The following is a 23,713-nucleotide window of genomic DNA, read 5'->3' on the forward strand; positions in this document are numbered from 1 at the left end:
CTTTGCGGCCACCGGGGAGCGCAAGCCCACCGGACGCCACCCGTTCGACCGGCTGTGCGCCGACCACGGGATCGAGCATCGTCTGATCCGGCCGAAACGGCCGCAGACCAACGGAATGGTGGAGCGCTTCAACGGCCGCATCGCCGACTTGCTGCGGACCCGGCGCTTCGGCTCGGGAGAACATCTGAAGGACACCCTCCAGGACTACCAGCGCCTTTACAACCATCAGATCGGGCAGAAAGCGCTGGGGCATCGAACGCCGGTTGAGACACTCAAGGCCTGGCAACAGGAACGCCCCGATTTATTTCGTAAACATGTATACAAACAGCCGGGACCCGACAGGTATGTATAAGGATCGGTCAGCTGTGGGATGGGATTTTGCGCCACTTCGGGAATTGGTTGATCCGAACCGAAGAATCACTTATGGCATAGTGCAGCCCGGTGAGTGGCAGGAGCCAGGAAACGGTGTTCCACTCATTCGGGGGCAAGACTATAGCTCAGGCGACGTTGCTATCGAAAACCTCAGATATGTTCATGACAATATTGCATCAAAATATACTCGCTCAACAGTGAAGGAAGGAGACATCCTTTTATCTATCGTTGGGTATGTTGGATTGTGCGCCATCGTGCCTAAGTCAGCAGAGGGCGCGAACATAACCCAGACAACTGCCAGAGTTTCCCCCTCGGGCAATATCCATAGCGGCTATCTTGCCCATTATTTCAGGTCTCAGGATTTCAAAGAAGAGGTAAAGAGATATACAAAGGGGTCAGCACAGCCTGGGCTCAACCTAGACGATGTCGAGAAAATGGTTGTGAGAAAGCCCCAAGCATTGGGCGAACAAATAACCATAGCCAGCATCCTCGACACCCTCGACACCCAGATCCAGAAAACCGAAGCGCTGATCGCCAAGCTGGAGAAGGTCAAGGAGGGCCTGCTCCACGACCTGCTGACCCGCGGCATCGACGAGAACGGCCAGCTCCGCCCCAGCCCCGGGCAAGCGCCGGAGCTCTATAAGGAGTCTCAGCTGGGGCTGATCCCGAGAGAATGGAAAGCGGGCTATTTAATTGATTGTGTGGTTAAAGCGTCAGGCATCAAGCCGGGGCCATTTGGCTCTAGTATTACGAAAGACAGTTATACTGAGAAAGGGTTTAAAATTTATGGTCAAGAGCAGGTTATAAGCGAAAATCAAGATTATGGTAATTACTTTATATCTGGCAGAAAGTTCCAAGAGCTATCAGAGTTTTCTGTCAAAAAAGGTGATGTATTGATCAGCTTGGTTGGGACTATCGGAAGATCACTGTTGATCCAAGATGGGTACAAGGAAGGGGTCATAAATCCGCGGCTAATGAGAATAAGGGTCAATTGCGATATTGCCTTGCCTAGCTTTGTAGCTGAGCTGATAAAATCCAAACCCTTTTCAAGGAGGCTGGTCGCGTTAGCTGGGGGCGGAACGATGCCAGTGATAAATAAGGGGGCCATTAGCAGAGTTGCCATACCTTTAGTTCCGCTTAATGAACAGGAAGAGATTTCTCGCCGAATAATGTCAATCAAAAATCGCATTTATTCGGAAAGCCACCTCCACTCAAAGCTGTTAGCCAAAAAAGCCGGCCTAATGGACGACCTCCTCACCGGCCGTGTCCGCGTCACCCCGCTGCTCAAGCAAACCCAAGCCGCCACCCCAGCATAGACCGGGGCTTCAACAACATCAGGACCGCATCGCACAGGGAACCGCCATGACCACCTTCGACAGCACCAAGCGCTCGCTGCCCGAGCTGCTCAGGGACATCACCACCGGCAAGATCCAGCTGCCGGACTTCCAGCGTGGCTGGGTGTGGGACGACGAGCACGTGCAGAGCCTGCTGGTGAGCATCGCCCGCTCGTTCCCGGTGGGTGCGGTGATGCTGATGGAAACCGGGGGCGAGGTGCAGTTCCAGACGCGCCCGGTGGAAGGGATCGATCCGAACGGTGCGGCCGGTGAGCCCGACCAGTTGATCCTGGACGGTCAGCAACGGTTGACCAGCCTGACCCAGGCGGTGGGGCTGGAGACGCCGGTGGATACCCGGACCTCCAAGGGCAAGCCGATCAAGCGTCACTACTACTTCGACGTGCGCATGGCGCTGGAAGGGGAAGACCGGCTGGAAGAGGCGGTGTTCGCGGTGGACGAGAACCGCCAGACGCGCTCGAACTTCGGCCGCGACGTGGAAATCGACCTCTCCACCCGTCAGCTGGAGTGCGAGCGGCTGTGCTTCCCCTGCGACCGGATCCTCGACGCCTCCGAATGGCTGCAGGACCTGTTCCGCTACAACCAGGAGGCAATGGGCGAGTTCCTGGAGTTCCAGAAGCAGATCATCAGTGCCTTTTCGTCCTATCAGTTGCCCGTGATCGAGCTGAAGAAGGAGACCTCCAAGGAGGCGGTCTGCCTGGTGTTCGAGAAGGTCAACACCGGTGGGGTGCAGCTCTCGGTGTTCGAGCTGATCACCGCCAGCTACGCCGCCGAGGGCTACAACCTGCGCGACGACTGGTACGGCTCCGATATCCGTAATGTTCCCTCCCGGCAGGCTCGGCTCGCGCAGCACGAACTGCTGGCCGATGTGGAGAACACGGACCTGCTGCAGGCGATCACGTTACTGCACACGCGCGAGCGCAAGCAGGAGGATATCGCCGCCGGAAAGCAGGGCAAGCAGGTGCGGCCGGTGAGCGCGAAGCGCGCCTCGGTGCTGGACCTGCCGCTGCAGGCCTACAAGCGCTGGGCCGACGCGGTGGAGCAGGGCTTCGTCGAGGCGGCCTACTTCCTCAAGGGCGAGTGCTTCTACAGCCGCCGGGAACTGCCCTACGCCACCCAGCTGGTGCCGCTTGCCGCCGTGATGACCCTGCTGGGCAACCGCTGGCGCGAGCCGCGCATCCACAACAAGCTCTCCCGCTGGTTCTGGAGCGGCGTGCTGGGCGAACTCTACGGCGGCGCCGTGGAGACCCGCATCGCCCTGGACCTGGAGGAGCTGATGTACTGGTTCGAGGACGACGACGCGCTGCCACGCACCGTGGTGGACGCCTCGTTCGACCCGGCACGCCTCGATACCCTGCGCACCCGCCTGAGTGCGGCGTACAAGGGCATCAACGTGCTGATCCTGCGCGAAGGCGCCCGGGACTTCTTCTGGAAGGGGGATATCCAGGCCCTCGACCAGCAGGGCGTCGAGCTGGATATCCACCACATCTTCCCCCGTGCCTGGTGCGATTCCCGGGAAATCCCGCCCCGGGTGTACGACTCGATCGTCAACAAGACCCCGATCTCGTTCAAGGCGAACCGAATGATCGGCGGGGATGCGCCCTCGGAGTATCTGCAGCGCCTGCAGAACCACGAGCAGGTCCAGCTCGGGGACGCGGATATGGATGCCATCCTCGAGGGCCACCGCATCCCGGTCGAGGCCCTGCGCGCGAACGACTTCGATGCCTTCTACCAGCAGCGCAAGCGCCGGCTGCTGGAGATCATCGAAAAGGCGATAGGCAAGAAGGTTCTCATGGGCACTGATGAAGGCATCGACACGTACGAAGACGCCATTGCACCGGAAGAGTTCTCTTAACGGGTAGAAACCGGAGCGCTGCCAATGCCGACCTACGGAAACATCCTTCTGCGTCAGGACGGGAGCGTTCCTTTCACGACCGCTCGCCGTGCCGCGTTGGGGTTCACTGATGGCCGGGACGAAGTCTGGCTGCGCGATGTTCTGGCCGGCAATCCGGAACTGCTGCCTATCGAGGAGATCGACCCCTCATTCGCACCTCTGATCCCGCTGTGTACCGAGCTGCAAACCGAAGCTGGCCCGGTGGACGCGGTGTTCGTCAGCCCCTCCGGTCGGCTGACGCTGGTGGAGTGCAAGCTGTGGCGCAACCCCGAAGCCAGGCGCAAGGTGATCGCCCAGATCCTGGACTATGCGCGGGCCGTCTCCGGTTGGAGTTACGCCGATCTGCAGCGCCGGGTGGCGGCCGCCACCGGTCGTAAGGGGAATGCACCGTTCGAGACCGCCCGTGAGGTGCAGCCGGATCTGAACGAGGCGGCCTTCGTCGACGCCACAGCCAAAGCGTTGCGGGAGGGGCGCTTTCTGCTTCTGATCGCCGGTGACGGCATCCGCGAAGGGCTCAGCGGCATGGCGGAGCTGATCACCCGCAACGCCGCGCTGGGCTTCAGCTTCGGGTTGGTGGAAGTGGCCCTCTACGAATTCGGCGAGCAGGGCCTGGTCGTGCAGCCTCGAGTCGTGGCGCGGACGGAGACCATCGAACGCACCTTCCTGCGCGTGGGAGATGAGGGAGAGCGCCTTCAGGAAGTGACGGATGATACGGAAGAGGAGGGGGAGCCGGTATCACGCGCCGACGAACGCGCCTGGTGGGAGCCGCTGACCCGGATCAGCTTTGATGATCCCGAGCAGGAACCGCCCGCCTACCGTCCGCGCAACCATGTTCGGGTGCCGATGCCGTATCCAGGGGTCTGGATCACGGCCTTCAAGTTGATGTCCGACGGGGTGTGTGGGGTCTTCCTTGCGGGCAGAAAGACCGATCTCCACCAGGCGCTCGACCGGCTGAACGAGGAGCGCGAGGCGATCCTGGCCGAGCTGCCTGGGGTGTCGCACTCTCGTTACTCGTACGATCCGGAACGACCCGGATTCTCCATCTACGCCGACCTGAACGATTTCGAGACCGACGATGCCTGCCGGGAGTGGTTGTCCCAGCAGCTCAATCGCTACGTGAACGCCTTTCGGCCCCGACTGAAGGCGATGGCCCGGTGAGAGGCACGGTACGCGTGAACCCTATGGAAGCGGAGCGGACATGAGCCGGTATCGAGCGACCGGGCCGGAGGGGAGTGCTGAGCCCGGCTCTGACGGTCGGGTGTTGGCGAACAAGATGGGTATTACCGATCAGCGCGAGCTGGACGAGGCGGAGGCCCAGCTGTTGCGAATGCTGTACGAGGAGGTATTTGCGAACCTGGAGCCAGACCAGCCGCTGGATGTGCCCCTGATCAAGCATTGGCACCGCCGCTGGTTGGGCAACCTCTATGACTGGGCCGGTCAAGAGCGGCAGGTCAACCTGCAGAAGGACGGCTTCATGTTCGCCGCGGCTTCACAAGTCCCGTACCTGCTGAAGGAGCTGGACGAGAAGTGGCTGAAGACGCGGACCCCATGCTGTGACATGGCGCGTGACGAAGCGATCCTCGTGATCGCGGAGATCCATGTGGAGTTGATCCTGATTCACCCGTTCCGGGAGGGGAACGGGCGGATCGCACGCCTTCTCGCTGATGCGATGGCGTATCAGGCGGGTATCGGGCCGATGGACTACAGCGACTGGGATACGAACAAAGCCGAGTATATCGCGGCGATTCACGCCGGGTTGGGCGGCGATTACCAGCCCATGGTCGAACGGGTCAGCCGAGCCGCAGCGATTTGAGGCGCGGGTTGGGTTTGCGCAGCCGGGCTTCAATGGCCTTGCTGGATTCGCCGGTTTCAACCGCCGTCGAGGTCGCGACCGCCCGGATGATGGCCTCGCGGCTCACCGGTTTGCGGGATGTTTTCTTGGGGGGTGCTTTCATGGCGAACTCCTCGCAGTGCAGTTCTGATTATACGCTTTGGGCCAACTCGTTGCCCATGGTACGGAGGACGAAGTTGGCACAGTTGCTATGCTGATCCCACAGACCACTGGAGCGCGGTATGGCCGGGCCGGAATACACGGACGTTGAGAAGCCGCTGATCGATCAGCTGGTCGGGTTGGGGTGGACGCACCTGGCCGGGTCGCTCGAGGATCCGGGCGTGACCCACCGCGAGAGCTTTGCGCAGGTGGTGATGGAACCGGTGCTGCGCGAGCGGGTGCGGGCGATCAACCTGCGCGCGGGCGAGCCCTGGCTGGACGAGGGGCGCCTGGACCAAGTCGTGTCGGCGGTTACGCGCATCCCGGCCAGCAAGGTGATGGAGGCGAACCGGCAGGCGACCGAGCTGCTGCTGGGCGGCCTGAGCGTGGAGGGCCTGCCGGACTGGGACGGCGGCCGGGGCCAGACCATCCGGCTGATCGACTGGGACGAACCGGCGAACAACCACTTTCTGGTGGTGAACCAGTTCAAGGTGAAGTGCCCGCCCGGGTTCGACGTCGGCAAGGGGCACATCATCCCGGATCTGGTGCTGTTCGTGAACGGCATCCCGCTGGTGGTGGTGGAGTGCAAGAGCCGCACGGTGCCGGAGGGCATCAGCCAGGCGGTGGACCAGTTGCGCCGGTATCACGACCAGCGCTTCCAGGATTTCGAGGTCGAGGAGCACGAGGGCGCGCCGGCGCTGTTCGCGACCAGTCAGCTGCTGGTCGCCAGCAACTTCGACGAGGCGCGCGCGGGCACTGTGGGGGCGGCGTTTGCCCACTACCTGAGCTGGAAGACGGTGGTGCCGCGGCGCGAATCGGAGGTGGCCGAGGCGCTGGGCGTGGCGGAGCTCTCCGCCCAGCAGCGCCTGGCGGCGGGGATGCTGGCGCCGGATACGCTGCTGGATATCGTGCGCCACTACACGCTGTTCATGAACGCGGGCGGGCAGACGATCAAGCTGGTCTGTCGCTATCAGCAGTACCGCGGGGTGACCCGCGCGATCGAACGGCTGAAGACCGGACAGACCCGCCGCGAAGACGGCGAGGTGGACCGGCGCGGCGGGATCATCTGGCACACCCAGGGCAGCGGGAAGAGCCTGTCGATGGTGTTTCTGGTGCGCAAGCTGCGCACGGACCCGGAGCTGCGCCGCTTCAAGGTGGTGGTGATCACCGACCGCAAGGACCTCCAGGTCCAGCTCTCGGAGACGGCGGCGTTAACCGGCGAGACGGTGGCGACCGCGGCGAATACCGGGCGCTTGAAGCAGCTGCTGGCCCGGGAGGGTCCGGGACTGGTGTTCGGCACCATCCAGAAATATCGCGACCCCGACACCGAGGGGGAGGGCGGTTCCGGCGAGGCGCCGGGGGACGCGGCGCAGGACGACGTGCGCAAGGTGGCGGATCCGCCCGGCTCGTACGTGACCCCGGCCGCCCCGAAGCGCACCGAACCCTTCGAGGTGCTGAACACCAGCGAGGACATCCTGGTGCTGGTGGACGAGGCGCACCGGACCCAGGCCGGCGACCTGCACGCCAACATGATGCGGGCGCTGCCCAATGCGGCCCGCATCGGCTTCACCGGTACGCCCATCATCATGGGCGAGAAGAAGCGCACGCACGACATCTTCGGCGACTACATCGACCGCTACACCATCAAGGAGGCGGAGCAGGACGGCGCCACCGTGCCGATCCTGTACGAGGGGCGCACGGTGAAGGGCGCGATCAAGGACGGGGCCAGTCTGGACGGCCTGTTCGAGGACCTGTTCCGCAGCTACAGCAAGGAGGAGCTGGAGGCGATCAAGAAGAAATACGCCACCAAGGGGCAGATCTTCGAGGCGCCACAGCTGATCCGCGAGAAGGCCGCGGACATGCTGCGCCACTACGTGACCCATATCCTGCCGAATGGCTACAAGGCGCAGCTGGTCGCCTACAGCCGGCGGGCGGCCGTGCGCTATTTCGAGGCCCTGAACGAGGCCCGGGACGAGCTGCTGCAGGAGGCGATGGCGCTGTCGGTGGAGGACAAGCAGCTCGACGATGCGCAGCTGGTGGCCCGGCCGGAGCGGGTGAAGGCTGCGATCCAGGCCTGGCGCTATCGCGACCTGCTCCGGCGCCTGGAGTTTGCCGTGGTCATCAGCGGCGGCAACAACGACGATGCGGCGTGGGCGCGCTGGACGGACCGCGCTTCGGTGGAGAACCACATCCAGCGCTTCAAGAAGCCGCTGACGCACGACGATTCCGAGAAGGCGGACCCGCTGGCCTTCCTGATCGTCAAATCCATGCTGCTCACCGGCTTCGATGCGCCCATCGAGGGGGTGATGTACCTGGATCGTTCGATCCGCGAGGCGGAGCTGCTGCAGGCGATTGCTCGCGTGAACCGCACCGGCCACCGCAAGACCCACGGCATTGTGGTGGATTACTTCGGCCTGGCCAATCACCTCAAGGAGGCCCTGGCGGCCTACAGCGAGGAGGACATCGAGGGCGCCCTGCAAAGCCTGAAGGACGAGATCCCCCTGCTGCGTGATCGTCATCTACGTGCGGTGGACGTGCTGCGCCAGCAGGGCGTGGAGCGCCTGGAGGACGTGGAAGAGGCCGTGCAGGCCCTGGCGGATGAACGGGTGCGGGCCGAGTTCACGGTGAAACTCAAGGAGTTCAGCCAGAGCCTGGATGACGTGCTGCCACGCCCGGAAGGGCTGGAGTTCGTCAACGATGCGAAGCAGCTGGCCTATATCCACGCGCTGGCCCGCAATCGCTACAAGGATGTGCCGTCGCTGGGGCAGGACGTGGGCAACAAGGTGCGCAAGCTGATTGACGACTACGTGATCTCGCTCGGCATGGACCCGCGCATTCCGCCGGTGCAGCTCACCGATGCCGACTTCGAGCGGCACCTGAACCGTCAGGTGGGCGATCGCGCCAAGGCCTCCGAGATGGAACACGCGGTCCGCTCCCATATCCGCAAGCATCTGGACGAAGACCCGGTGAAGTACGGGCGGCTGAGCGAGCGGCTGGAGGAACTGCTGCAGCAGCTGGATGGCCAGTGGGCGGAGCAGGTCGATGCGCTGGAGGGGCTGATCCGGCAGCTGCGGGAGGATGAGCCCGTGGACGGCGAGGCGCTGCCCGGCCTGCCGGCCCACGCGGTCCCGTTCTGGCGTGAACTGGTGCAGAGCACCGGTACGGACGGCGCTCCGGCCGGGGAGGCCGAAGCGGGCCGGCTGATCGACGTCACCGAGGAGCTGCTCGGGGTGATCCAGGACGAGATCGACGTGCCCGATTTCTGGAAACCTTCCCACGTTCCGGACCAGGAGCGTCTGAAGGGCCAGCTTTTCCAGCAGCTGGTGCAGCGGGACGTGGTGCCGGTGGACGAAGTCGAGCCGCTGGTGGAGCGCTTGTTCGATCTGGCGCGGGCCAACCACGACCGTCTGGTCAACGCATGACGGAGCTGCGGGTAGAAGACCTGACCTTCCGGGTGCGGGAGAGCCGGCGTCGCAAGACGCTGGAGATCACCGTGGACCGGGATGGCGGGCTGTTCATCGCGGCACCGGCGGGGACCGACCCGGAGCAGATCCGAACCTTCGTGGTCGAGAAACGCGGGTGGATCTACCGGAAACTGGCGGAAAAGGCCCAGCGCCACCGGCCACTGCCGAGGAAAGAATACGTGGACGGCGAAGGGTTCCTGTACCTCGGGCGCAGCCACCGGCTGAAGACGGTCCCGGCGGCCGCGCAGGCCGTTCCCCTGAAGCTCGAGGCCGGCCGTTTCCGGATCCGCGAGGATGCCCTGAGCGCCGCCCGGGGGCATTTCATCCAGTGGTACACCGCGCGCGCGAACGACTGGCTGGGCCGTCAGGTGGATGCCCACGCTCGGCGCCTCGGCCTATCGCCCGCAGGCGTCAAGGTGCAGGACCTCGGGTTCCGCTGGGGCTCCTGCGGCCGGGGCGACTGGCTCTACTTCCACTGGAAGACGATCCTGCTGCCCCGCACCATCGCCGAGTACGTTGCGGTGCACGAGCTGATCCACCTGCACGAGCCCCACCACACGCCCGAATTCTGGCGCCGCCTCGAACGCGCCATGCCCGACTACGACCAGCGCAAGCGCTGGCTCGCCGAACACGGCATTGAGGTGGAGGGCGTCTGAGGCATCCGGGCATCTCTGGTGACGCTCAAATCCCATCCGGGGAAGTCGCCAATGGCTGTACTCCGAGGCGATACCGAGCATGTAGCGGGGAGATGCGGCCCCAAGTGGTACAAATCCGGGTACACAAACGAAAAAGGCCAACCCGAAGGCTGGCCTAAGTCGTTGATAATATGGCTCCCCGGGACGGGCTCGAACCGCCGACCTAGTGATTAACAGTCACCCGCTCTACCGACTGAGCTACCGGGGAATTAGCCGCGTATCGTATAGCCCGATCCGGGGTCCGTCAAGCGTTTCGGGAGGCGAACTCGCGCAGGCGTTCCAGTGCCTTGTCCAGCATCTCCAGGCTGGTGGCGAAGGACACGCGCAGATGCCCCGGAGCGCCGAACGCGCTGCCCGGAACCAGGGCCACGCCAGCCTCGTCCAGCAGTCGCTCGCCGAGGGCCACGTCGCTGTCGACCCCGGCACGTTCCATCAGGCCGGTGACCCGCGGGAAGCAGTAGAAGGTACCGTCGGGCATGCGACATTCGATGCCGTCGATGGCGTTGAGGCCGTCCACCACGTGCCGCGCGCGCTGGGCGAACGCCGAGCACATCTGGCGTACGCAGGTCTGGTCGCCGTTGAGGGCAGCTTCGGCGGCCGCCTGGGCGATGGAGGTCGGGTTGGAGGTGCTCTGCGACTGGATCTTCTTCATCGCGCCGATCAGGTCGGCCGGGCCCCCGGCGTAGCCGATGCGCCAGCCGGTCATGGCGTACGCCTTGGACACGCCATTGAGGACGACAGTGCGCTCCAGCAGGTCGGGGGCCGCGTTTACGATGTTGACGAACTCGGTTTCGCCGAAGCGGATGTGTTCGTACATGTCGTCGGTGGCGATGACGATCTGCGGATGGCGCCGCAGCACCTCGGCGAGGGCCTCCAGTTCACCGCGCGAGTAGGCGGCGCCGGTGGGGTTGGAGGGGCTGTTCAGGAAGATCAGCCGGGTGTTGCCGGTAATCGCGGCTTCGAGGGTCTCCGGTCGCAGCTTGAAGCCTTCTTCCTGCGAGGCGCTCACGATGACGGGCCGTGCGCCGGCCAGCATCGCGATGTCGGGGTAGGAGACCCAGTAGGGGGCCGGCACGATCACTTCGTCACCCGGATTGAGCAGGGCCTGGCACAGGTTGAAGATGCTCTGCTTGCCGCCGGAGGAGACCAGGATTTGCCCGGGAGTGAACGTGAGCTCGTTATCACGTTCAAACTTGCGGATGATGGCGTCCTTCAGACCGGCCGTGCCGTCGACCGCGGTGTACTTGGTCTCACCGCGGGCAAGCGCATCAATCGCCGCCTGCTTGATATGCTCCGGCGTATCGAAGTCCGGCTCGCCGGCTCCCAGCCCCACGATGTCGCGGCCTTCGGCGCGCAGCCGGGCGGCCAGGGCCGTCACGGCCAGGGTGGGGGAGGGCTGGATGCGCTGTACACGATCGGATAGCTGGATTTCCAAGGGACTGCCTCGATGTGGATGGGGTCGAGCAGGCGGAGAGGCCGACCGGCTCGCGGCCCGAAATGATACTGAAATCAGACGCGGAGGATAAGCGGTTGGCGGAACATGAAGATGGAACGTTCCGGGTGGTATCGAAATACCAGCCGGCGGGGGACCAGCCCCAGGCCATTCGCGAACTGACCCGGGGCATCGAAGACGGCCTGGCGCACCAGGTCCTGCTGGGCGTGACGGGTTCGGGCAAGACCTTCACCGTCGCCAACGTGGTGGAGAACCTGCAGCGCCCGACGATCGTGCTGGCGCCCAACAAGACGCTGGCCGCGCAGCTCTACGGCGAGTTCAAGGAGTTCTTCCCCAACAACGCGGTGGAGTATTTCGTTTCGTATTACGACTACTACCAGCCGGAGGCCTACGTCCCGTCCTCGGATACGTATATCGAGAAGGACGCGTCAATTAACGACCACATCGAGCAGATGCGCCTGTCGGCCACGCGCGCGCTGCTGGAACGCCGCGATGCCATCATCGTCGCCTCGGTCTCGGCCATCTACGGCCTGGGCGACCCGCGCAAGTATCTGTCCATGGTGCTGCACCTCAAGCGCGGCGAGCGCATCGACCAGCGCGACCTGCTGCGGCGCCTGGCCGAACTGCAGTACACCCGCAACGACACCGAACTGCGCCGCGCGACCTACCGGGTGCGCGGCGAGGTGATCGACATCCATCCGGCGGAATCCGAACGCGAGGCGGTACGCATTGAGCTGTTCGATGACGAGATCGAGCGGCTGTCGTACTTCGACCCGCTGACTGGCGAGGTGTCGGGCACGGTGCCGCGCCTGACGATCTACCCCAAGACCCACTACGTCACCCCCCGCGAGACCCTGCTGGAGGCGGTGGACAAGATCCGCGACGAGCTGAAAGAGCGCCTGGATTTCCTGCGCCAGGAGAACCGGCTGGTGGAGGCCCAGCGCCTGGAACAGCGCACCCAGTTCGATCTGGAGATGATCCTGGAGATCGGCTACTGCAACGGGATCGAGAACTACTCGCGCTATCTCTCCGGACGCGCGCCGGGCGAGCCGCCGCCGACCTTCTTCGACTACCTGCCCGAAGACGCCTTGCTGGTGATCGACGAGTCGCACGTGTCGGTGCCGCAAGTCGGCGGGATGTACAAGGGCGACCGCTCGCGCAAGGAGACCCTGGTGGAGTACGGCTTCCGCCTGCCGTCGGCGCTGGACAACCGGCCGATGCGCTTCGAGGAATTCGAGCAGCTGATGCCGCAGACCATCCACGTCTCGGCCACGCCGGGGCCGTACGAGCGCGAGCACGCCGGCGCCATCATCGACCAGGTGGTACGGCCCACCGGGCTGCTGGACCCGGAACTGGAGGTGCGCCCAGTAGCTTCCCAGGTAGACGACTGCCTGTCCGAGATCCGCGACCGGGTGGAGCGCGACGAACGCACCCTGATCACCACGCTGACCAAGCGCATGGCCGAGGATCTGACCGACTACCTGTCGGAGCACGGCGTGCGCGTGCGTTACCTGCACTCGGATATCGACACGGTCGAGCGCATGGAGATTATCCGCGACCTGCGTCTGGGCGAATTCGACGTGCTGGTGGGGATCAACCTGCTGCGCGAGGGCCTGGACATGCCCGAGGTCTCGCTGGTGGCGATCTTCGATGCCGACAAGGAGGGCTTCCTGCGCTCCGACCGCTCGCTGATCCAGACCATCGGGCGCGCCGCACGCAACGTGCATGGCAAGGCCATCCTGTATGCCGACACGGTGACCGGATCCATGCGCCGGGCAATCGACGAGACCGAACGCCGCCGCGCCCGCCAGATCGAGCACAACGAGGCCCACGGAATCACGCCCGAAGGCATCCACAAGAGCGTGGCGGATATCCTCGAGGCCGGGCAGGCCGCACCCGGCACACGGCGCAAGTCCGGCGAGCGCAAGGGCGCGGACAAGAAGGTGGCCGAGGAGGCCGCCGACTACGTCGACGCGCCACAGAATGCGGCGCGCGAGATCGAGCGCCTGGAACAGGAGATGTTCCAGAAGGCGCGCGACCTCGAATTCGAGGAGGCGGCGCGCCTGCGCGACCGCATCGAGAAGCTCAAGGCCCTCGCTTTCCTGCCCGAGGCCTCGCTATCCTGATGCGCCCCCTGACACCCCGGACCCGCCCATGCGCACACAGGATCCCCGCCCGCCCGGCGTGGTCATGCTCGACCTCGTCGGCACCGAACTGACCACCGAAGACCGCGAACGCCTTCAGCACCCCGCGACCGGCGGGGTGATCCTGTTCGACCGCAATGTCGGCGGGCCCGAACAGGTGCGCGCCCTGACCGGCGCGATCCGCCGTGAGCGCCCCGAACTGCTGATCGCGGTGGATCAGGAAGGAGGGCGGGTACAGCGCCTGCGCGAGGGCTTCACCCGCTTCCCGCCGATGCGCAGCCTCGGGGAGCTGCATGACCAGGTGCCGACACGGGCGCGCGAACTGGCCCGTGCCGCCGGCGAACTGCTTGCCCTGGAGCTGCAGTCGGTGGGCATCGATTTCAGCTTTACGCCAGTGCTGGACCGGGATCTGGAGATCAGCGAAGTCATCGGCGACCGTGCATTTCATGACGATCCCGCGGTGATCGCGGAACTCGGGCTGGCATTCGTACGCGGTCTGACCGCCGCCGGCATGGCCTCGGTGGGCAAGCATTTCCCCGGACACGGGGCCGTGGCCGCAGACTCGCACGTGGCCGTGCCGGAGGATCCGCGCCCGCTGGCCGAGATCGAGGCCGGAGATATCGAGGCATTCCGGCCACTGACAGGGCATCTGGAAGGGATGATGCCGGCGCATGTAGTGTATTCCGCTGTGGATGCACGGCCCGCCGGATTCTCCCGTACCTGGCTTCAGGCCATCCTGCGCCGTGAGACGGGCTTCCAGGGGGCGATCTTCTCCGACGACCTCGCGATGGCCGGCGCCGAAACCATGGGCTCGCCCGCCGAGCGGGCGGACGCAGCCCTGGAGGCGGGTTGCGACATGATCCTGATCTGCAATCGCCCGCAGGAGGCCGATACAATCCTCGATCACCTGCGCGAACACCAGCAGAATGCCGACACCCGGGCGCGCCTGCGGCGCATGCACGCCCGGGCCGTGGAGAGCGATCCGCGCCGTCGCGAGGCCCTGCGCGTCCAGCTGCACGCCTGGCTGGAAGCGGGCCATGCAAGCCCGACGAAGGGTTCCTGACCGCAGCGTTTGCCGCCCCGTTGGCGCCGGGCTACCGACCCGCCTATAATGCGCCACCGGTTCGACACTGAGCTGCTAATAATATACTTAACCAATCCCACAATGATGGAGAATCGTCATGGCCGATAAGCTCATGATCGTCATGGTCAACACCGACCCGAACAATCCGTCCGAACTCGGCGCCCCGTTCTTCCAGGCCACCGTGGCCGCCGCCATGGAATACGACGTCGAGGTCGTGATGACCGGCCGTGCCGGCGAACTGGCCAAGAAGGGCGTGGCCGAGAACCTGTTCGTGCAGGAAGGCAGCAGCAAGAGCGTCTACGACTTCATCAAGGACGCCCACGAAGCCGGCGTCGTGCTGAAGGTCTGCACCCCGACGCTGGACCTGTGGGGCAACGACCTGATCGACGAAGTCGAGGAAACCGTTGGCGGCGCCTACGTGATCTCCGAGGCGATGGACGACGACACCGTCACCTTCACCTACTGAGGCGAAGCGACGGAATCCGTCGAGTGACCGGCCGGCCCCAGCGTCGGCCGGTCCTGTTTCGGGGCGGGGCATTCGCCACGCCCGCAGGCCGGGACTCCGCTTCCGGCCCCAGACGACCGGGGACCCGCATGAATCCCGAACAGGCACGTGCCACGCTCCGCGACGCCGACTGTCTGTACAGCCGTGACGCGGTGGAAACCGCCATTGACCGACTGGCCGAACGCACCGCGCACCAACTGGCGGACGAGAACCCGCTGGTGCTGGGCGTGATGAACGGCGGAGTGGTCCTGCTGGGCGGGCTGCTCACCCGCTGGTCCTTCCCCATGCAGGTCGATTACCTGCACGCTACCCGCTATCGCGGCGCCACGCGCGGCGAGGAACAGCTGCACTGGCTGTCCCTGCCGCACCAGTCCATGCAGGGACGCACCGTCGTGATCGTCGACGACATCCTCGACGGCGGCATCACCCTGGCCGGCATCCAGAACTTCTGCCGGGAGCAGGGCGCCCGTCGCCTGGTCACCATCGTGCTGGTGGACAAGGCCAACCCCGAGCGGGACCCGTCGATTACGGCCGACCATGCCGCCCTCGAGGCGCCGAACCGCTATCTGTTCGGCTACGGGATGGACTACCAGGACTATCTGCGCAACGCGCCCGGCATATTTGCCGTGGCCGAAAACTGAGACACCACACCCGACCAGCGAATCACGAGAGCGCGCGATGACCGCACCCCGACTGGCCATCATTGGCGGCACCGGACTGACCCGACTGAAGGACCTGGAGATCACCCACCGTCGGGTGATGCACACGCCGTATGGCGAACCCTCCGGCCCGCTGGTGTTCGGACACCTCAACGGCATTGAGACGGTGTTCCTGCCGCGGCACGGGGCGCGTCACACCATCCCGCCACATCAGGTGAACTATCGCGCCAACATCTGGGCCCTGCACAACACCGGGGTCGAGGCCGCCATCGCGGTGGCGGCGGTCGGCGGCATAACCGAATGCATGCAGCCGGGGCAGCTGGCAATCCCCGACCAGATCATCGACTACACCTGGTCGCGCGCGAACACCTATTTCGAAGGTGGCCACCTGGACGAGGTCACCCATGTAGACATGACCTGGCCGTACTGTCCCGAGGTTCGCGAAAAACTTCTGAACGCAGCCGGCGAGCTGGAACTGCCTGTCTGCGAGCAGGGGACCTACGGTGCTACCCAGGGACCGAGGCTCGAAACCGCGGCGGAGATCGACCGCATGGAACGAGACGGCTGTGACCTGGTGGGGATGACCGGCATGCCGGAAACGGCCCTGGCTCGGGAGCTGGGCCTCAGTTATGCGGCCTGTGCGGTGATTGCCAACCGTGCCGCCGGGCGCAGCAAGGGCGAGATCACCATGGACGAGATCGGGCGCAATCTGGAAACCGGGATGGAGCAGGTCAAACGTCTTCTTGCTCGCGTGATCGCGAGTCTCGACTGAAGGGGTGCACGCAGACGAGCGTGCTTCTCCGTCCATCTACACGATTTAACATAATATTCATTATGCGACATTACATGGACACAGGAAGGAATCGGTTGACGCGATACGCTGATTACGCGCCGTGTCGTCAGTCGCGGGTGGCGATGTCAATGCCCTCGCCCATGACGTCCACGAGGAAGTCGATCTGCTCCTCGGTGATCACGTAGGGGGGCATGAGATAGGAGACATTGCCCAGGGGACGCAGAAGCGCCCCGCGGGTCAGACCGTGGCGGTAGATATCCAGGCCCCGGCGTTCCTGCCACGGATACGGGGTCCGGCTGGCCTTGTCCTGCACCAGTTCGACCGCGGCGATCATGCCGTGCTGGCGCACGTCGGCCACGTGCGGGTGATCGTTCAGCGGCTCCAGGCGCCGAGCGATGTGCGTGGCCAGCTCGCGATTGCGCTCCAGCACCGGTTCGGACTCGAAGATGTCCAGCGTTGCCAGCGCGGCCCGGCAGGCCAGCGGATTCCCGGTGTAGGAATGCGAGTGCAGGAACATGTTGAGCTTTTCGTAATCGTCGTAGAACGCCTGATAGACCCTATCGGTGGTCAGCAGCGCGGCCATCGGCAGATAACCGCCGGTCAGCCCCTTGGACAGGCACAGGAAGTCGGGCGTGATCGGCCCCTGCTCGCAGGCGAACAGGGTCCCGGTACGGCCGAAGCCCACCGCGATCTCGTCGGCGATCAGGTGCACGCCATGGCGGTCGCAAGCCTCGCGCAGCAGGCGCAGGTATTCCGGGTCGAACATGCGCATGTGACCGGCGCACTGCACCAGCGGCTCGACGATGACCGCGGCGACCTCGTGGGCGTGGCGTTCCAGCGCCTGTTCCATGTGCGCGAACTGGCGGCGCGCCACATCGGCGCAGTCCTCGCCCGGCTCGCGGTGAAAGCAGTCGGGCCCCGGGACATTGATCACGTCCAGCATCAGCGGCTCGTAGGTATGCCGGTACAGCGGCACGTCACTGACCGAGAGGGCCCCGATGGTCTCCCCGTGATAGGCGTTGGAGAGCCCGATGAAGCGAGTCTTCTGCGGCTGGCCGACATTGCGCCAGTAGTGGAAGCTCATTTTGAGCGCCGCTTCCACGCCGGCCGAGCCGTTGTCGGCCAGGAACACCCGATCGAGGCCCGCCGGCGTTATGTCGATCAGGCGTTCGCTCAGCTCCACCACCGGTTCATGGGTGCAGCCGGCCAGGATGACGTGCTCCAGGCGGTCGACCTGGTCCTTTAGCGCGTCGTTGATGCGCGGATTGGCGTGGCCGAACAGGTTCACCCACCACGAGCTGATCGCGTCCAGATAGCGATTGCCGTCGAAATCGTACAGCCACATGCCCTCGCCCCGCTCGATCGGCAGCAGGGGAAGCGTGCCCTCCTCCCCGTAATCCTTCATCTGGGTACAGGGATGCCACAGGGCACGCAGGTCCCGCCGGCGTACGTCTTCGTTGCTCATGGATCAGACCCCGTGGCCGGCCTTCATCGCCTCGAATTCGTCCTCGAAGAAGAACTTCTCCTCGCCGAAGGCCGGCTTCAGCTGGTTCAGCCAGGTGGCGTTCTCGTCGTAACGGGCGAAGAACGGGCGCTGCACCCAGTCCGGGTTGCGGCCCTGGATGAAGCGCAGCACGAAGACCTTCTCCCCGTGGATCTCGGTCACGCCCTGGATCTCCACCTTGCCCGGATCGGCGCTCATGGATGGCCCGCGTGCGGTGCGAGCCAGTCCCGAGACCTGCTGCATCGCCTCGCGGTAGATCTCCCATGCACGCGCCAGCGGCACCTCGAAGTAGCGCCGGGCGCCGGTGTCACGTTCCACGAACATATAGTACGGAATGATCCCGAGCCGCACCTGCTCGCGCCACAGATCGGCCCAGGCCTGCGCGTCGTCGTTGATGTGGCGCAGCAGCGGCCCCTGAGCACGGATCTCGGCGCCGGTGTCACGCACCCGGCGAATCGCCTCGCGGGCGATCGGCGTGCGCAGCTCGTTGGGATGGTTGTAATGCGCCATGAGCGCCACGTGCTTGCCGCCCTCGACCAGCTGTTCCAGCAGCCGCAGCAGGTCATCGGCATCACTTTCGGTCACGAAACGGCAGGGCCAGAAGGACAGCGCCTTGGTCCCGATCCGCACCGTCTGGACATGCTCCAGCCCGGGTTCCAGCAGAGCTTCGAGATAGCCGCGCAGGTTCCTGGTTTTCATGACCATCGGATCGCCACCGGTCATCAGAAGATCGGAGATCGCCGGGTGCTGGCGCAAGTACTGGTGCAGCAGATCGGCATCGGTGGAGGCGATGCGCAGTTCCTTGTCCCCCACGAACTGGGCCCAGCGGAAGCAGAAGGTGCAGTACGAATGGCAGGTCTGTCCCTGACTGGGGAAGAACAGCACCGTCTCGCGATACTTGTGCTGCAGGCCGTTCATGATCTCGCCGTCATCCTCGCTGGGCCGGTTCAGTTCCATCTGGCCGGCCGGATGCGGGTTCAGCTCATCCCGCAGCTCCTTCGCCAGGGCCGCGATCTCCTTGCGCTCGGCCCCGCGGCGATGCAGCGCAGCCATCCGCTCGTAGGCCTCCGGGGACAGCATCTCCCGCTGCGGGAAGGTCAACTGGAACATCGGGTCGTCCGGGATATTGTCCCAGTCGATCAACTCATCGATCACGTACTCGTTGATCCGGAATGGCAGCACGCTGGACACCACGCGCATGTCGAAACGCATGGATTCGGGCACGCGCTCGAGGGCTTCGATCCGATCCAGGTTGCGATCGTTGTAGACCTTGAAGTCACGTGGCTCGATCGAGCCCATCTCCGGGTCCCGGTAGAACTTGAGAACGGAATTCATCCGTGCCTCCTGTCGACGGTCGATGCGCCCGCTCCGGCCCCCGGGGCCGTCGCGATCGTGGGAATACGGTTGCTTCGGGACCGAGGCGGTCACACGGCGGGCCTTCGGGACAAGGACTGCCGCCTCGGTGGTGAGCGGCATCAGGAAAACAGCGCTACGTACGTTATCAAGCACCTCGCGGACGGACAAGAGATTTCGCGTGATCCTCAGGTTACCACCCCTGCGGCAGTGTGGGTTACCCTCGCCGAACCTGAAAGGAGGGCGTCATGCACCCGGAATTCCCCCACAAGGACATCATTCACCTCAACCATGCCGCGGTCGGACCGTGGCCCCGGCGCACCGCCGAAGCGGTCGAGGCCTTCGCCCGCGAGAACCTGCATTACGGCTCGCGGGGTTATGGACGCTGGCTGGAAACCATCGCCGCCACACGGGAGCTGGCGCGGCAACTGATCGGTGCACCCGAGGCGGAAGACGTGGCCTTCGTGAAGAACACCTCGGAGGCGCTGTCCATGGTGGCCTTCGGTCTGCCCTGGCAACCGGGGCAGAATATCGTGATTCCCGAGGGGGAGTTTCCCTCCAACCGCGTGGTATGGCACGCCGCTGCCCAACGTTACGACCTGGAAGTCCGGGAGGTCGCCATCGGCGAGGAGCCCGAGCTGGATCTGCTGCGGGCCTGCGACCAAGCCACGGCCCTGGTGTCCGCGAGTGCGGTGCGCTATGACTCGGGCCTGCGCATGGACGTTCAGTTCCTCGGCAACGAGCTGCACGGGCGCGGCATCCTGTTCTGCGTGGATGCCATCCAGCATCTGGGCGCCCTGCCCTTTGACGCCCCGGGATGCCGTGCGGATTTTGTGATGGCCGACGCGCACAAGTGGATGCTGGCTCCGGAAGGCATCGGTCTGTTCTACGTCAATCCGGAGGTCCGTGATCGCCTGCAGCTGAACGAATACGGCTGGCACATGCTCGAGCACGCCGGCGACTTCGACAATCCCGCGCTGACGCCCTCGCCCGGCGCCCGGCGTTTCGAGCCCGGCAGCCCCAACATGCTGGGCATCCAGGCGCTCCATGGCAGTCTGTCGCTGTTGCTGGAAACCGGCATGGACCGGGTGGACGAAGAGATCCGGGAGCACTGGCTGCATCTCGAGGATCGCCTGCGCGGACTGGGCTGCGAGATCCTCAGTGCCCGCCACCGCCGCGCCGGCATCCTGACCTTCCGCCCCTCCGCGGGCCTGCTGGGGGATACCCCGCTGGAGACCGTCTACCACCGGCTGCAGGCGGACGGCATCCTGTGCGCCATGCGCGGCGGCGGGATCCGTTTCTCCCCGCATTTCTACCACGAGACCGCGGATCTGGACCGCGCGGTGGAGGGGCTGCGCGAGGCCCTGCCGGGCGGGTAAGGCCGCTCAGAAGGTGTGGGTTTTGCGATCCGAATTGAGCATGCCGCCCAGGTGATCCTCGATCCGGCGGCGGGTCTGCCCCTTGTCGGAGGTGTTGAACTGGACTCCGATACCGCGCAGGCGGTTGCCCTGCGCCCGTGGCGGGGTGATCCAAACCACCGTACAGGGCGTTGGCAGGCGATCACCGTCCTCCAGCAGCGACAGCAGCAGGAAGACCTGATCACCCAGCTTGTACGACTTGTCGGTGGGAATGAACAGCCCCCCGTTGCTCACAAAGGGCATGTACGCCGCATACAGCGCGGGTTTTTCCTTGATTGCCAAGGTCAGCATCCCTTGCCCGGCCATGAGCCCTCCCCAATTTCCACAGTGGTTTTTGCAGCGGCGCTCAGTATGCCCCGGAGCGCCCACGCGATGCCAGCCGACTGGCCGTCGCCTGCGGCAGCATGGCCGCCGCCATGTCTTCCAGCCGCAGCTGCGGGTTCAGCTGCGCGCGGGCCTGACGCTGCCAGCGACGCGATTCCTGGACCAGCTCGGCCAGCCCCCGCGCTCCGCGCTCGCGGGCAAAGGCCCGCAGCCGGTCCGGCGGGAACTGCGCGGCGAATCGATCCACCTCGCCGCTCGCCAGCCAGCGCTGGGCCGACAACAGCAGGGCCTGCCAGCGCGGCAGCAGGGTCTCCAGGTTGCAGCGCGCCAGGTGCGTGACCGCCGAATGCAGCTCGCGTGTCTGCAACAGTTCCGCCAGAGCCTCACGTTCCTGTCGCCAGGCGGCGTGACGCTCGGGATCCGCCAGGAGTTCGGCCGCGACCACCGGGCGTCCGAGGCTGGCCGCCCAGGCCTCGTCCACCGCCGAAGGCTCCGGCGCGCCGGCGGCCAGCCAGTCACGTGCGGCCTCGAGATCCGGCGCCGGAAGATGCAGATCCTCGCACCGGCTGCGAATGGTGGCCGGCAGGGCCGAGGGTCGCGCGCTCTCGAGAACGATCAGCCCGCCCGCCGGGGGCTCTTCCAGGGTCTTGAGCAGCGCATTGGCCGCACTGGCGTTCATGGCGTCCGCCGGATGCAGCCGGAGCACTCGCCAGTCACCGGAGCCGCTGAGCGCCAGGAATTCACCGGCTTCGCGCACGGCATCCACCGGGATATCCTTGCCCGGCTCCGGCGGCATCACGTCGTGCAGCTCCGGATGCACGCCCCCGAGAAAACCGCGACACCCGCCACATTCCCCGCAGGCCGGCTGCGTGCCCGTGGCCCTTTCGCAGAACAGGCGCTGCAGCAGGGCCGAGACCAGCAGGCCCTTGCCCACGCCCTCGGCGCCGGTGACCAGCAGGCCACCGGGCAAATGCCCGGCCGCCGCGCGCTGCACCAGCGCCTGCCAGGGCTGCGCGAGCCACGGCGGCACCGCGCCCGGCTCGTTCACGTAGACGCCTCCAGCAAACCGCGGGAGCGCAGTCCATCGAGCATCCGCTGCCCCACGGTGGCGGCATCCGCCGAGGCATCCACCATCAGATAGCGCTGCGGTTCGGCATCGGCCCGGCGCCGGTAAGCCGCGCGGGCACGTTCGAAGAAATCCATCGCCTCGCGCTCGATGCGGTCCCGTCGTCCCCGCTGCACGGCCCGCTGCAGTCCGGTTGCCGGGTCGATGTCGAGCAGGATCACCAGATCCGGTCGCAGATCGCCCTGCACCCAGTCCTCCAGTGCCGCAACCCGGGTGTCGCCCAGACCGCGTCCTCCGCCCTGATAGGCAAAGCTCGCATCGGTAAAACGGTCGCTGACCACCCACTGTCCCGCATCCAGGGCCGGACGGATCACTTCGGCGAGATGCTGCGCGCGCGCCGCGAACATCAGCAACAGCTCCGCTTCCGGGATCATCTCCGGCAGGTCCGGATCCAGCAACAGGCCGCGCAGGCGTTCGCCCAGCCCGGTGCCCCCGGGTTCGCGGGTCGCGCATACTCGGTGGCCGGCCGCCTCCAGCGCCTCGACCAGGGTTTCCATCTGGGTGGTCTTGCCGGCCCCTTCTATGCCCTCGAGGGTCAAAAATCGCCCGGTCATCAACGTCCCCTTCGGCCGTAGCGGCTCGCGTCGCCATCCAGCTGATAGCGGATCACGGCCTCGCGATGTTCGCGATAGGTCTCGGAAAAATGGTGGCTGCCATCATTGCGCGAGACAAAAAAGAACTCCCGGGTGTCCGCCGGCCGCGCGGCCGCTACGATGGCGGCCCGGCCCGGCAGTGCGATGGGCGTCGGCGGCAGCCCTGGCCGGGTATAGGTATTGTACGGATGATCCCGCTCCAGCTCCGCGCCCGTCAGTCGTTGCACGCCGGTCTCCTGCACATACAGCAGCGTGGGATCGGTCTGCAGCCGCATCCCCTCGCGCAGGCGATTCACGAACACGGCGGCCACCCGGTCACGCTCGTCGCCGCGCCCGGTCTCGCGTTCCACGATCGAGGCCAGGATCAGCAACTCGTACGGCTCCTCCAGCGGCAGATCCTCGGAACGCCCCGCCCAGGCCGCATCCAGCGTGGCCCGCATCGCCTCGTGGGCACGCCGCAGGACGTCCAGCGAGTCGGTCCCGGAGCCGAAGAAATACGTATCCGGCAGGAACCAGCCTTCGGGGTGCTCGATGTCGTCGAGGCCCAGGACATCCGGCAGATTGTGGACACCCACCGATTCCGCCGGCGGGTCCAGTTCATCATGCCGGCGCACCGCGGCGAGTGCCTGGCGCACGGTCCAGCCTTCCGGCAGTGTCAGACGGTGCCGGACCACGTCGCCACGTGCCATGGCCTGCACCAGGTCCGCCGGGGTCATCCCGGCATCCACCGCGTACTCGCCGGCCTGGAGCCGGCCCGCCACACCCTGTCGCCGGGCATACACCTCGACCACCCGCGCCGACTCCACCCAGCCGCGGCGTTCGAACTCCCGGCTGAGGCTGCGCAGACCGGTCCCCGGCTGCAGCTCGAAGCGCTGCGGCTCCTCCAGGGCCAGCGGGCGTTCCAGCTGGGCCCGATACCAGTCGGCCAGCCACAGCGCCCCGGCCGCAACCGCCACGAGCGTCAGTACGCCCGCCAATGCCATGATCTTC

Annotated in this window: 21 protein-coding genes and 1 tRNA gene; 13 read left to right on the top strand and 9 right to left on the bottom strand. The window is 65.4% G+C overall.

Annotated elements, in window-relative coordinates:
* The 5 genes from G020_RS0104370 to G020_RS0104390 all read left to right on the top strand — a co-directional run.
* On the top strand, positions 1-352 hold a 352-nt coding region (locus tag G020_RS0104370), incomplete at its 5' end, for an integrase core domain-containing protein (RefSeq protein ID WP_024328790.1).
* Positions 345-1,688 carry a restriction endonuclease subunit S gene (locus G020_RS14880; RefSeq protein WP_196800304.1) on the top strand — a complete coding sequence of 448 codons (1,344 nt, stop codon included), beginning with the start codon at positions 345-347 and terminating at the stop codon, positions 1,686-1,688. The genes G020_RS0104370 and G020_RS14880, both read left to right, overlap by 8 nt.
* Before the next feature lie 46 nt (positions 1,689-1,734).
* A complete protein-coding gene (locus tag G020_RS0104380; protein ID WP_024328792.1) occupies positions 1,735-3,579 on the top strand; it encodes a DUF262 domain-containing protein in 1,845 nt (614 codons plus the stop codon).
* Between the two features lie 24 nt (positions 3,580-3,603).
* Positions 3,604-4,776 carry a hypothetical protein gene (locus G020_RS0104385; RefSeq protein ID WP_024328793.1) on the top strand — a complete coding sequence of 391 codons (1,173 nt, stop codon included), beginning with the start codon at positions 3,604-3,606 and terminating at the stop codon, positions 4,774-4,776.
* Between the two features lie 40 nt (positions 4,777-4,816).
* Positions 4,817-5,431: a Fic family protein gene (locus tag G020_RS0104390; protein ID WP_018946000.1), complete on the top strand. Its 615-nt coding sequence runs from the start codon at positions 4,817-4,819 to the stop codon at positions 5,429-5,431.
* On the opposite strand, the gene G020_RS15380 is transcribed toward G020_RS0104390, so the two are convergent.
* Positions 5,409-5,573, bottom strand: coding sequence for a hypothetical protein (locus tag G020_RS15380; RefSeq protein ID WP_168409923.1), 165 nt, complete (start codon positions 5,571-5,573; stop codon positions 5,409-5,411). The genes G020_RS0104390 and G020_RS15380 overlap by 23 nt on opposite strands.
* Positions 5,574-5,691: 118 nt before the next feature.
* Between G020_RS15380 and G020_RS0104400 the strand changes: the two genes are divergently transcribed.
* Both G020_RS0104400 and G020_RS0104405 read left to right on the top strand, forming a co-directional pair.
* Entirely contained in the window at positions 5,692-9,030 is a 3,339-nt protein-coding gene (locus G020_RS0104400; RefSeq protein WP_024328794.1) for a type I restriction endonuclease subunit R, read from the top strand.
* Positions 9,027-9,728, top strand: coding sequence for a M48 family metallopeptidase (locus tag G020_RS0104405; protein ID WP_024328795.1), 702 nt, complete (start codon positions 9,027-9,029; stop codon positions 9,726-9,728). Before G020_RS0104400 ends, G020_RS0104405 begins: the two co-directional genes overlap by 4 nt.
* Positions 9,729-9,899: 171 nt before the next feature.
* Here G020_RS0104405 and G020_RS0104410 read toward each other — a convergent pair.
* Together G020_RS0104410 and G020_RS0104415 are read right to left on the bottom strand one after the other, a co-directional pair.
* Positions 9,900-9,975: transfer RNA gene (locus G020_RS0104410), tRNA-Asn, on the bottom strand.
* A gap of 36 nt (positions 9,976-10,011) precedes the next feature.
* Positions 10,012-11,202, bottom strand: coding sequence for a pyridoxal phosphate-dependent aminotransferase (locus G020_RS0104415; protein WP_024328796.1), 1,191 nt, complete (start codon positions 11,200-11,202; stop codon positions 10,012-10,014).
* A 62-nt stretch (positions 11,203-11,264) separates the two neighbouring features.
* Here G020_RS0104415 and uvrB point away from each other — a divergent pair, with 62 nt between their 5' ends.
* The 5 genes from uvrB to G020_RS0104440 all read left to right on the top strand — a co-directional run bounded on the left by uvrB (position 11,265) and on the right by G020_RS0104440 (position 16,384).
* A complete protein-coding gene (uvrB, locus tag G020_RS0104420) occupies positions 11,265-13,346 on the top strand; it encodes an excinuclease ABC subunit UvrB (protein ID WP_051130320.1) in 2,082 nt (693 codons plus the stop codon).
* A gap of 28 nt (positions 13,347-13,374) precedes the next feature.
* Positions 13,375-14,427 (top strand): beta-N-acetylhexosaminidase, encoded by a 1,053-nt coding sequence (nagZ, locus tag G020_RS0104425; RefSeq protein ID WP_018946006.1) that lies wholly within the window; start codon positions 13,375-13,377, stop codon positions 14,425-14,427.
* A gap of 118 nt (positions 14,428-14,545) precedes the next feature.
* Entirely contained in the window at positions 14,546-14,914 is a 369-nt protein-coding gene (locus G020_RS0104430; protein WP_018946007.1) for a DsrE/DsrF/DrsH-like family protein, read from the top strand.
* Positions 14,915-15,042: 128 nt separating this feature from the next.
* Positions 15,043-15,594 carry a hypoxanthine-guanine phosphoribosyltransferase gene (locus G020_RS0104435; protein WP_018946008.1) on the top strand — a complete coding sequence of 184 codons (552 nt, stop codon included), beginning with the start codon at positions 15,043-15,045 and terminating at the stop codon, positions 15,592-15,594.
* 37 nt (positions 15,595-15,631) lie between these two features.
* Entirely contained in the window at positions 15,632-16,384 is a 753-nt protein-coding gene (locus G020_RS0104440; RefSeq protein ID WP_024328798.1) for an S-methyl-5'-thioinosine phosphorylase, read from the top strand.
* A 127-nt stretch (positions 16,385-16,511) separates the two neighbouring features.
* Here the strand turns inward: G020_RS0104440 and G020_RS0104445 are convergent, their stop codons facing one another.
* Together G020_RS0104445 and G020_RS0104450 are read right to left on the bottom strand one after the other, a co-directional pair.
* Positions 16,512-17,870, bottom strand: coding sequence for an adenosylmethionine--8-amino-7-oxononanoate transaminase (locus tag G020_RS0104445; RefSeq protein ID WP_024328799.1), 1,359 nt, complete (start codon positions 17,868-17,870; stop codon positions 16,512-16,514).
* A 3-nt stretch (positions 17,871-17,873) separates the two neighbouring features.
* Positions 17,874-19,244: a KamA family radical SAM protein gene (locus G020_RS0104450; protein ID WP_024328800.1), complete on the bottom strand. Its 1,371-nt coding sequence runs from the start codon at positions 19,242-19,244 to the stop codon at positions 17,874-17,876.
* Between the two features lie 266 nt (positions 19,245-19,510).
* Between G020_RS0104450 and G020_RS0104455 the strand changes: the two genes are divergently transcribed.
* On the top strand, positions 19,511-20,641 hold the full coding sequence (locus G020_RS0104455) for an aminotransferase class V-fold PLP-dependent enzyme (protein WP_018946012.1): 1,131 nt from the start codon (positions 19,511-19,513) through the stop codon (positions 20,639-20,641).
* A 6-nt stretch (positions 20,642-20,647) separates the two neighbouring features.
* On the opposite strand, the gene G020_RS0104460 is transcribed toward G020_RS0104455, so the two are convergent.
* The 4 genes from G020_RS0104460 to mltG are packed head-to-tail and all read right to left on the bottom strand — an operon-like array spanning position 20,648 to position 23,706.
* Positions 20,648-20,986: a PilZ domain-containing protein gene (locus G020_RS0104460; protein WP_024328801.1), complete on the bottom strand. Its 339-nt coding sequence runs from the start codon at positions 20,984-20,986 to the stop codon at positions 20,648-20,650.
* Positions 20,987-21,026: 40 nt separating this feature from the next.
* A complete protein-coding gene (locus tag G020_RS0104465; protein WP_024328802.1) occupies positions 21,027-22,052 on the bottom strand; it encodes a DNA polymerase III subunit delta' in 1,026 nt (341 codons plus the stop codon).
* On the bottom strand, positions 22,049-22,684 hold the full coding sequence (gene tmk, locus G020_RS0104470; protein WP_024328803.1) for a dTMP kinase: 636 nt from the start codon (positions 22,682-22,684) through the stop codon (positions 22,049-22,051). The genes G020_RS0104465 and tmk overlap by 4 nt, the downstream gene beginning before the upstream one ends.
* Positions 22,684-23,706, bottom strand: a complete 1,023-nt coding sequence (gene mltG, locus G020_RS0104475; RefSeq protein ID WP_369774037.1) for an endolytic transglycosylase MltG — start codon at positions 23,704-23,706, stop codon at positions 22,684-22,686. Before mltG ends, tmk begins: the two co-directional genes overlap by 1 nt.
* Between the last annotated feature and the right edge of the window lie 7 nt (positions 23,707-23,713).

It is taken from the genome of Thioalkalivibrio sp. ALR17-21, assembly GCF_000420185.1.
Lineage (GTDB): Bacteria > Pseudomonadota > Gammaproteobacteria > Ectothiorhodospirales > Ectothiorhodospiraceae > Thioalkalivibrio > Thioalkalivibrio halophilus.

Excerpts from the sequence above, each read along its gene's own strand:
- G020_RS0104450 (WP_024328800.1), bottom strand. The coding sequence starts at position 19,244 with ATGAATTCCGTTCTCAAGTTCTACCGGGACCCGGAGATGGGCTCGATC.
- tmk (WP_024328803.1), bottom strand. The coding sequence starts at position 22,684 with ATGACCGGGCGATTTTTGACCCTCGAGGGCATAGAAGGGGCCGGCAAG.
- G020_RS0104405 (WP_024328795.1), top strand. The coding sequence starts at position 9,027 with ATGACGGAGCTGCGGGTAGAAGACCTGACCTTCCGGGTGCGGGAGAGC.
- mltG (WP_369774037.1), bottom strand. The coding sequence starts at position 23,706 with ATGGCATTGGCGGGCGTACTGACGCTCGTGGCGGTTGCGGCCGGGGCG.
- G020_RS0104385 (WP_024328793.1), top strand. The coding sequence starts at position 3,604 with ATGCCGACCTACGGAAACATCCTTCTGCGTCAGGACGGGAGCGTTCCT.
- G020_RS15380 (WP_168409923.1), bottom strand. The coding sequence starts at position 5,573 with ATGAAAGCACCCCCCAAGAAAACATCCCGCAAACCGGTGAGCCGCGAG.
- G020_RS14880 (WP_196800304.1), top strand. The coding sequence starts at position 345 with ATGTATAAGGATCGGTCAGCTGTGGGATGGGATTTTGCGCCACTTCGG.
- G020_RS0104460 (WP_024328801.1), bottom strand. The coding sequence starts at position 20,986 with ATGGCCGGGCAAGGGATGCTGACCTTGGCAATCAAGGAAAAACCCGCG.
- G020_RS0104455 (WP_018946012.1), top strand. The coding sequence starts at position 19,511 with ATGCACCCGGAATTCCCCCACAAGGACATCATTCACCTCAACCATGCC.
- G020_RS0104430 (WP_018946007.1), top strand. The coding sequence starts at position 14,546 with ATGGCCGATAAGCTCATGATCGTCATGGTCAACACCGACCCGAACAAT.
- G020_RS0104380 (WP_024328792.1), top strand. The coding sequence starts at position 1,735 with ATGACCACCTTCGACAGCACCAAGCGCTCGCTGCCCGAGCTGCTCAGG.
- G020_RS0104435 (WP_018946008.1), top strand. The coding sequence starts at position 15,043 with ATGAATCCCGAACAGGCACGTGCCACGCTCCGCGACGCCGACTGTCTG.
- nagZ (WP_018946006.1), top strand. The coding sequence starts at position 13,375 with ATGCGCACACAGGATCCCCGCCCGCCCGGCGTGGTCATGCTCGACCTC.
- uvrB (WP_051130320.1), top strand. The coding sequence starts at position 11,265 with ATGATACTGAAATCAGACGCGGAGGATAAGCGGTTGGCGGAACATGAA.
- G020_RS0104440 (WP_024328798.1), top strand. The coding sequence starts at position 15,632 with ATGACCGCACCCCGACTGGCCATCATTGGCGGCACCGGACTGACCCGA.
- G020_RS0104445 (WP_024328799.1), bottom strand. The coding sequence starts at position 17,870 with ATGAGCAACGAAGACGTACGCCGGCGGGACCTGCGTGCCCTGTGGCAT.
- G020_RS0104400 (WP_024328794.1), top strand. The coding sequence starts at position 5,692 with ATGGCCGGGCCGGAATACACGGACGTTGAGAAGCCGCTGATCGATCAG.
- G020_RS0104390 (WP_018946000.1), top strand. The coding sequence starts at position 4,817 with ATGAGCCGGTATCGAGCGACCGGGCCGGAGGGGAGTGCTGAGCCCGGC.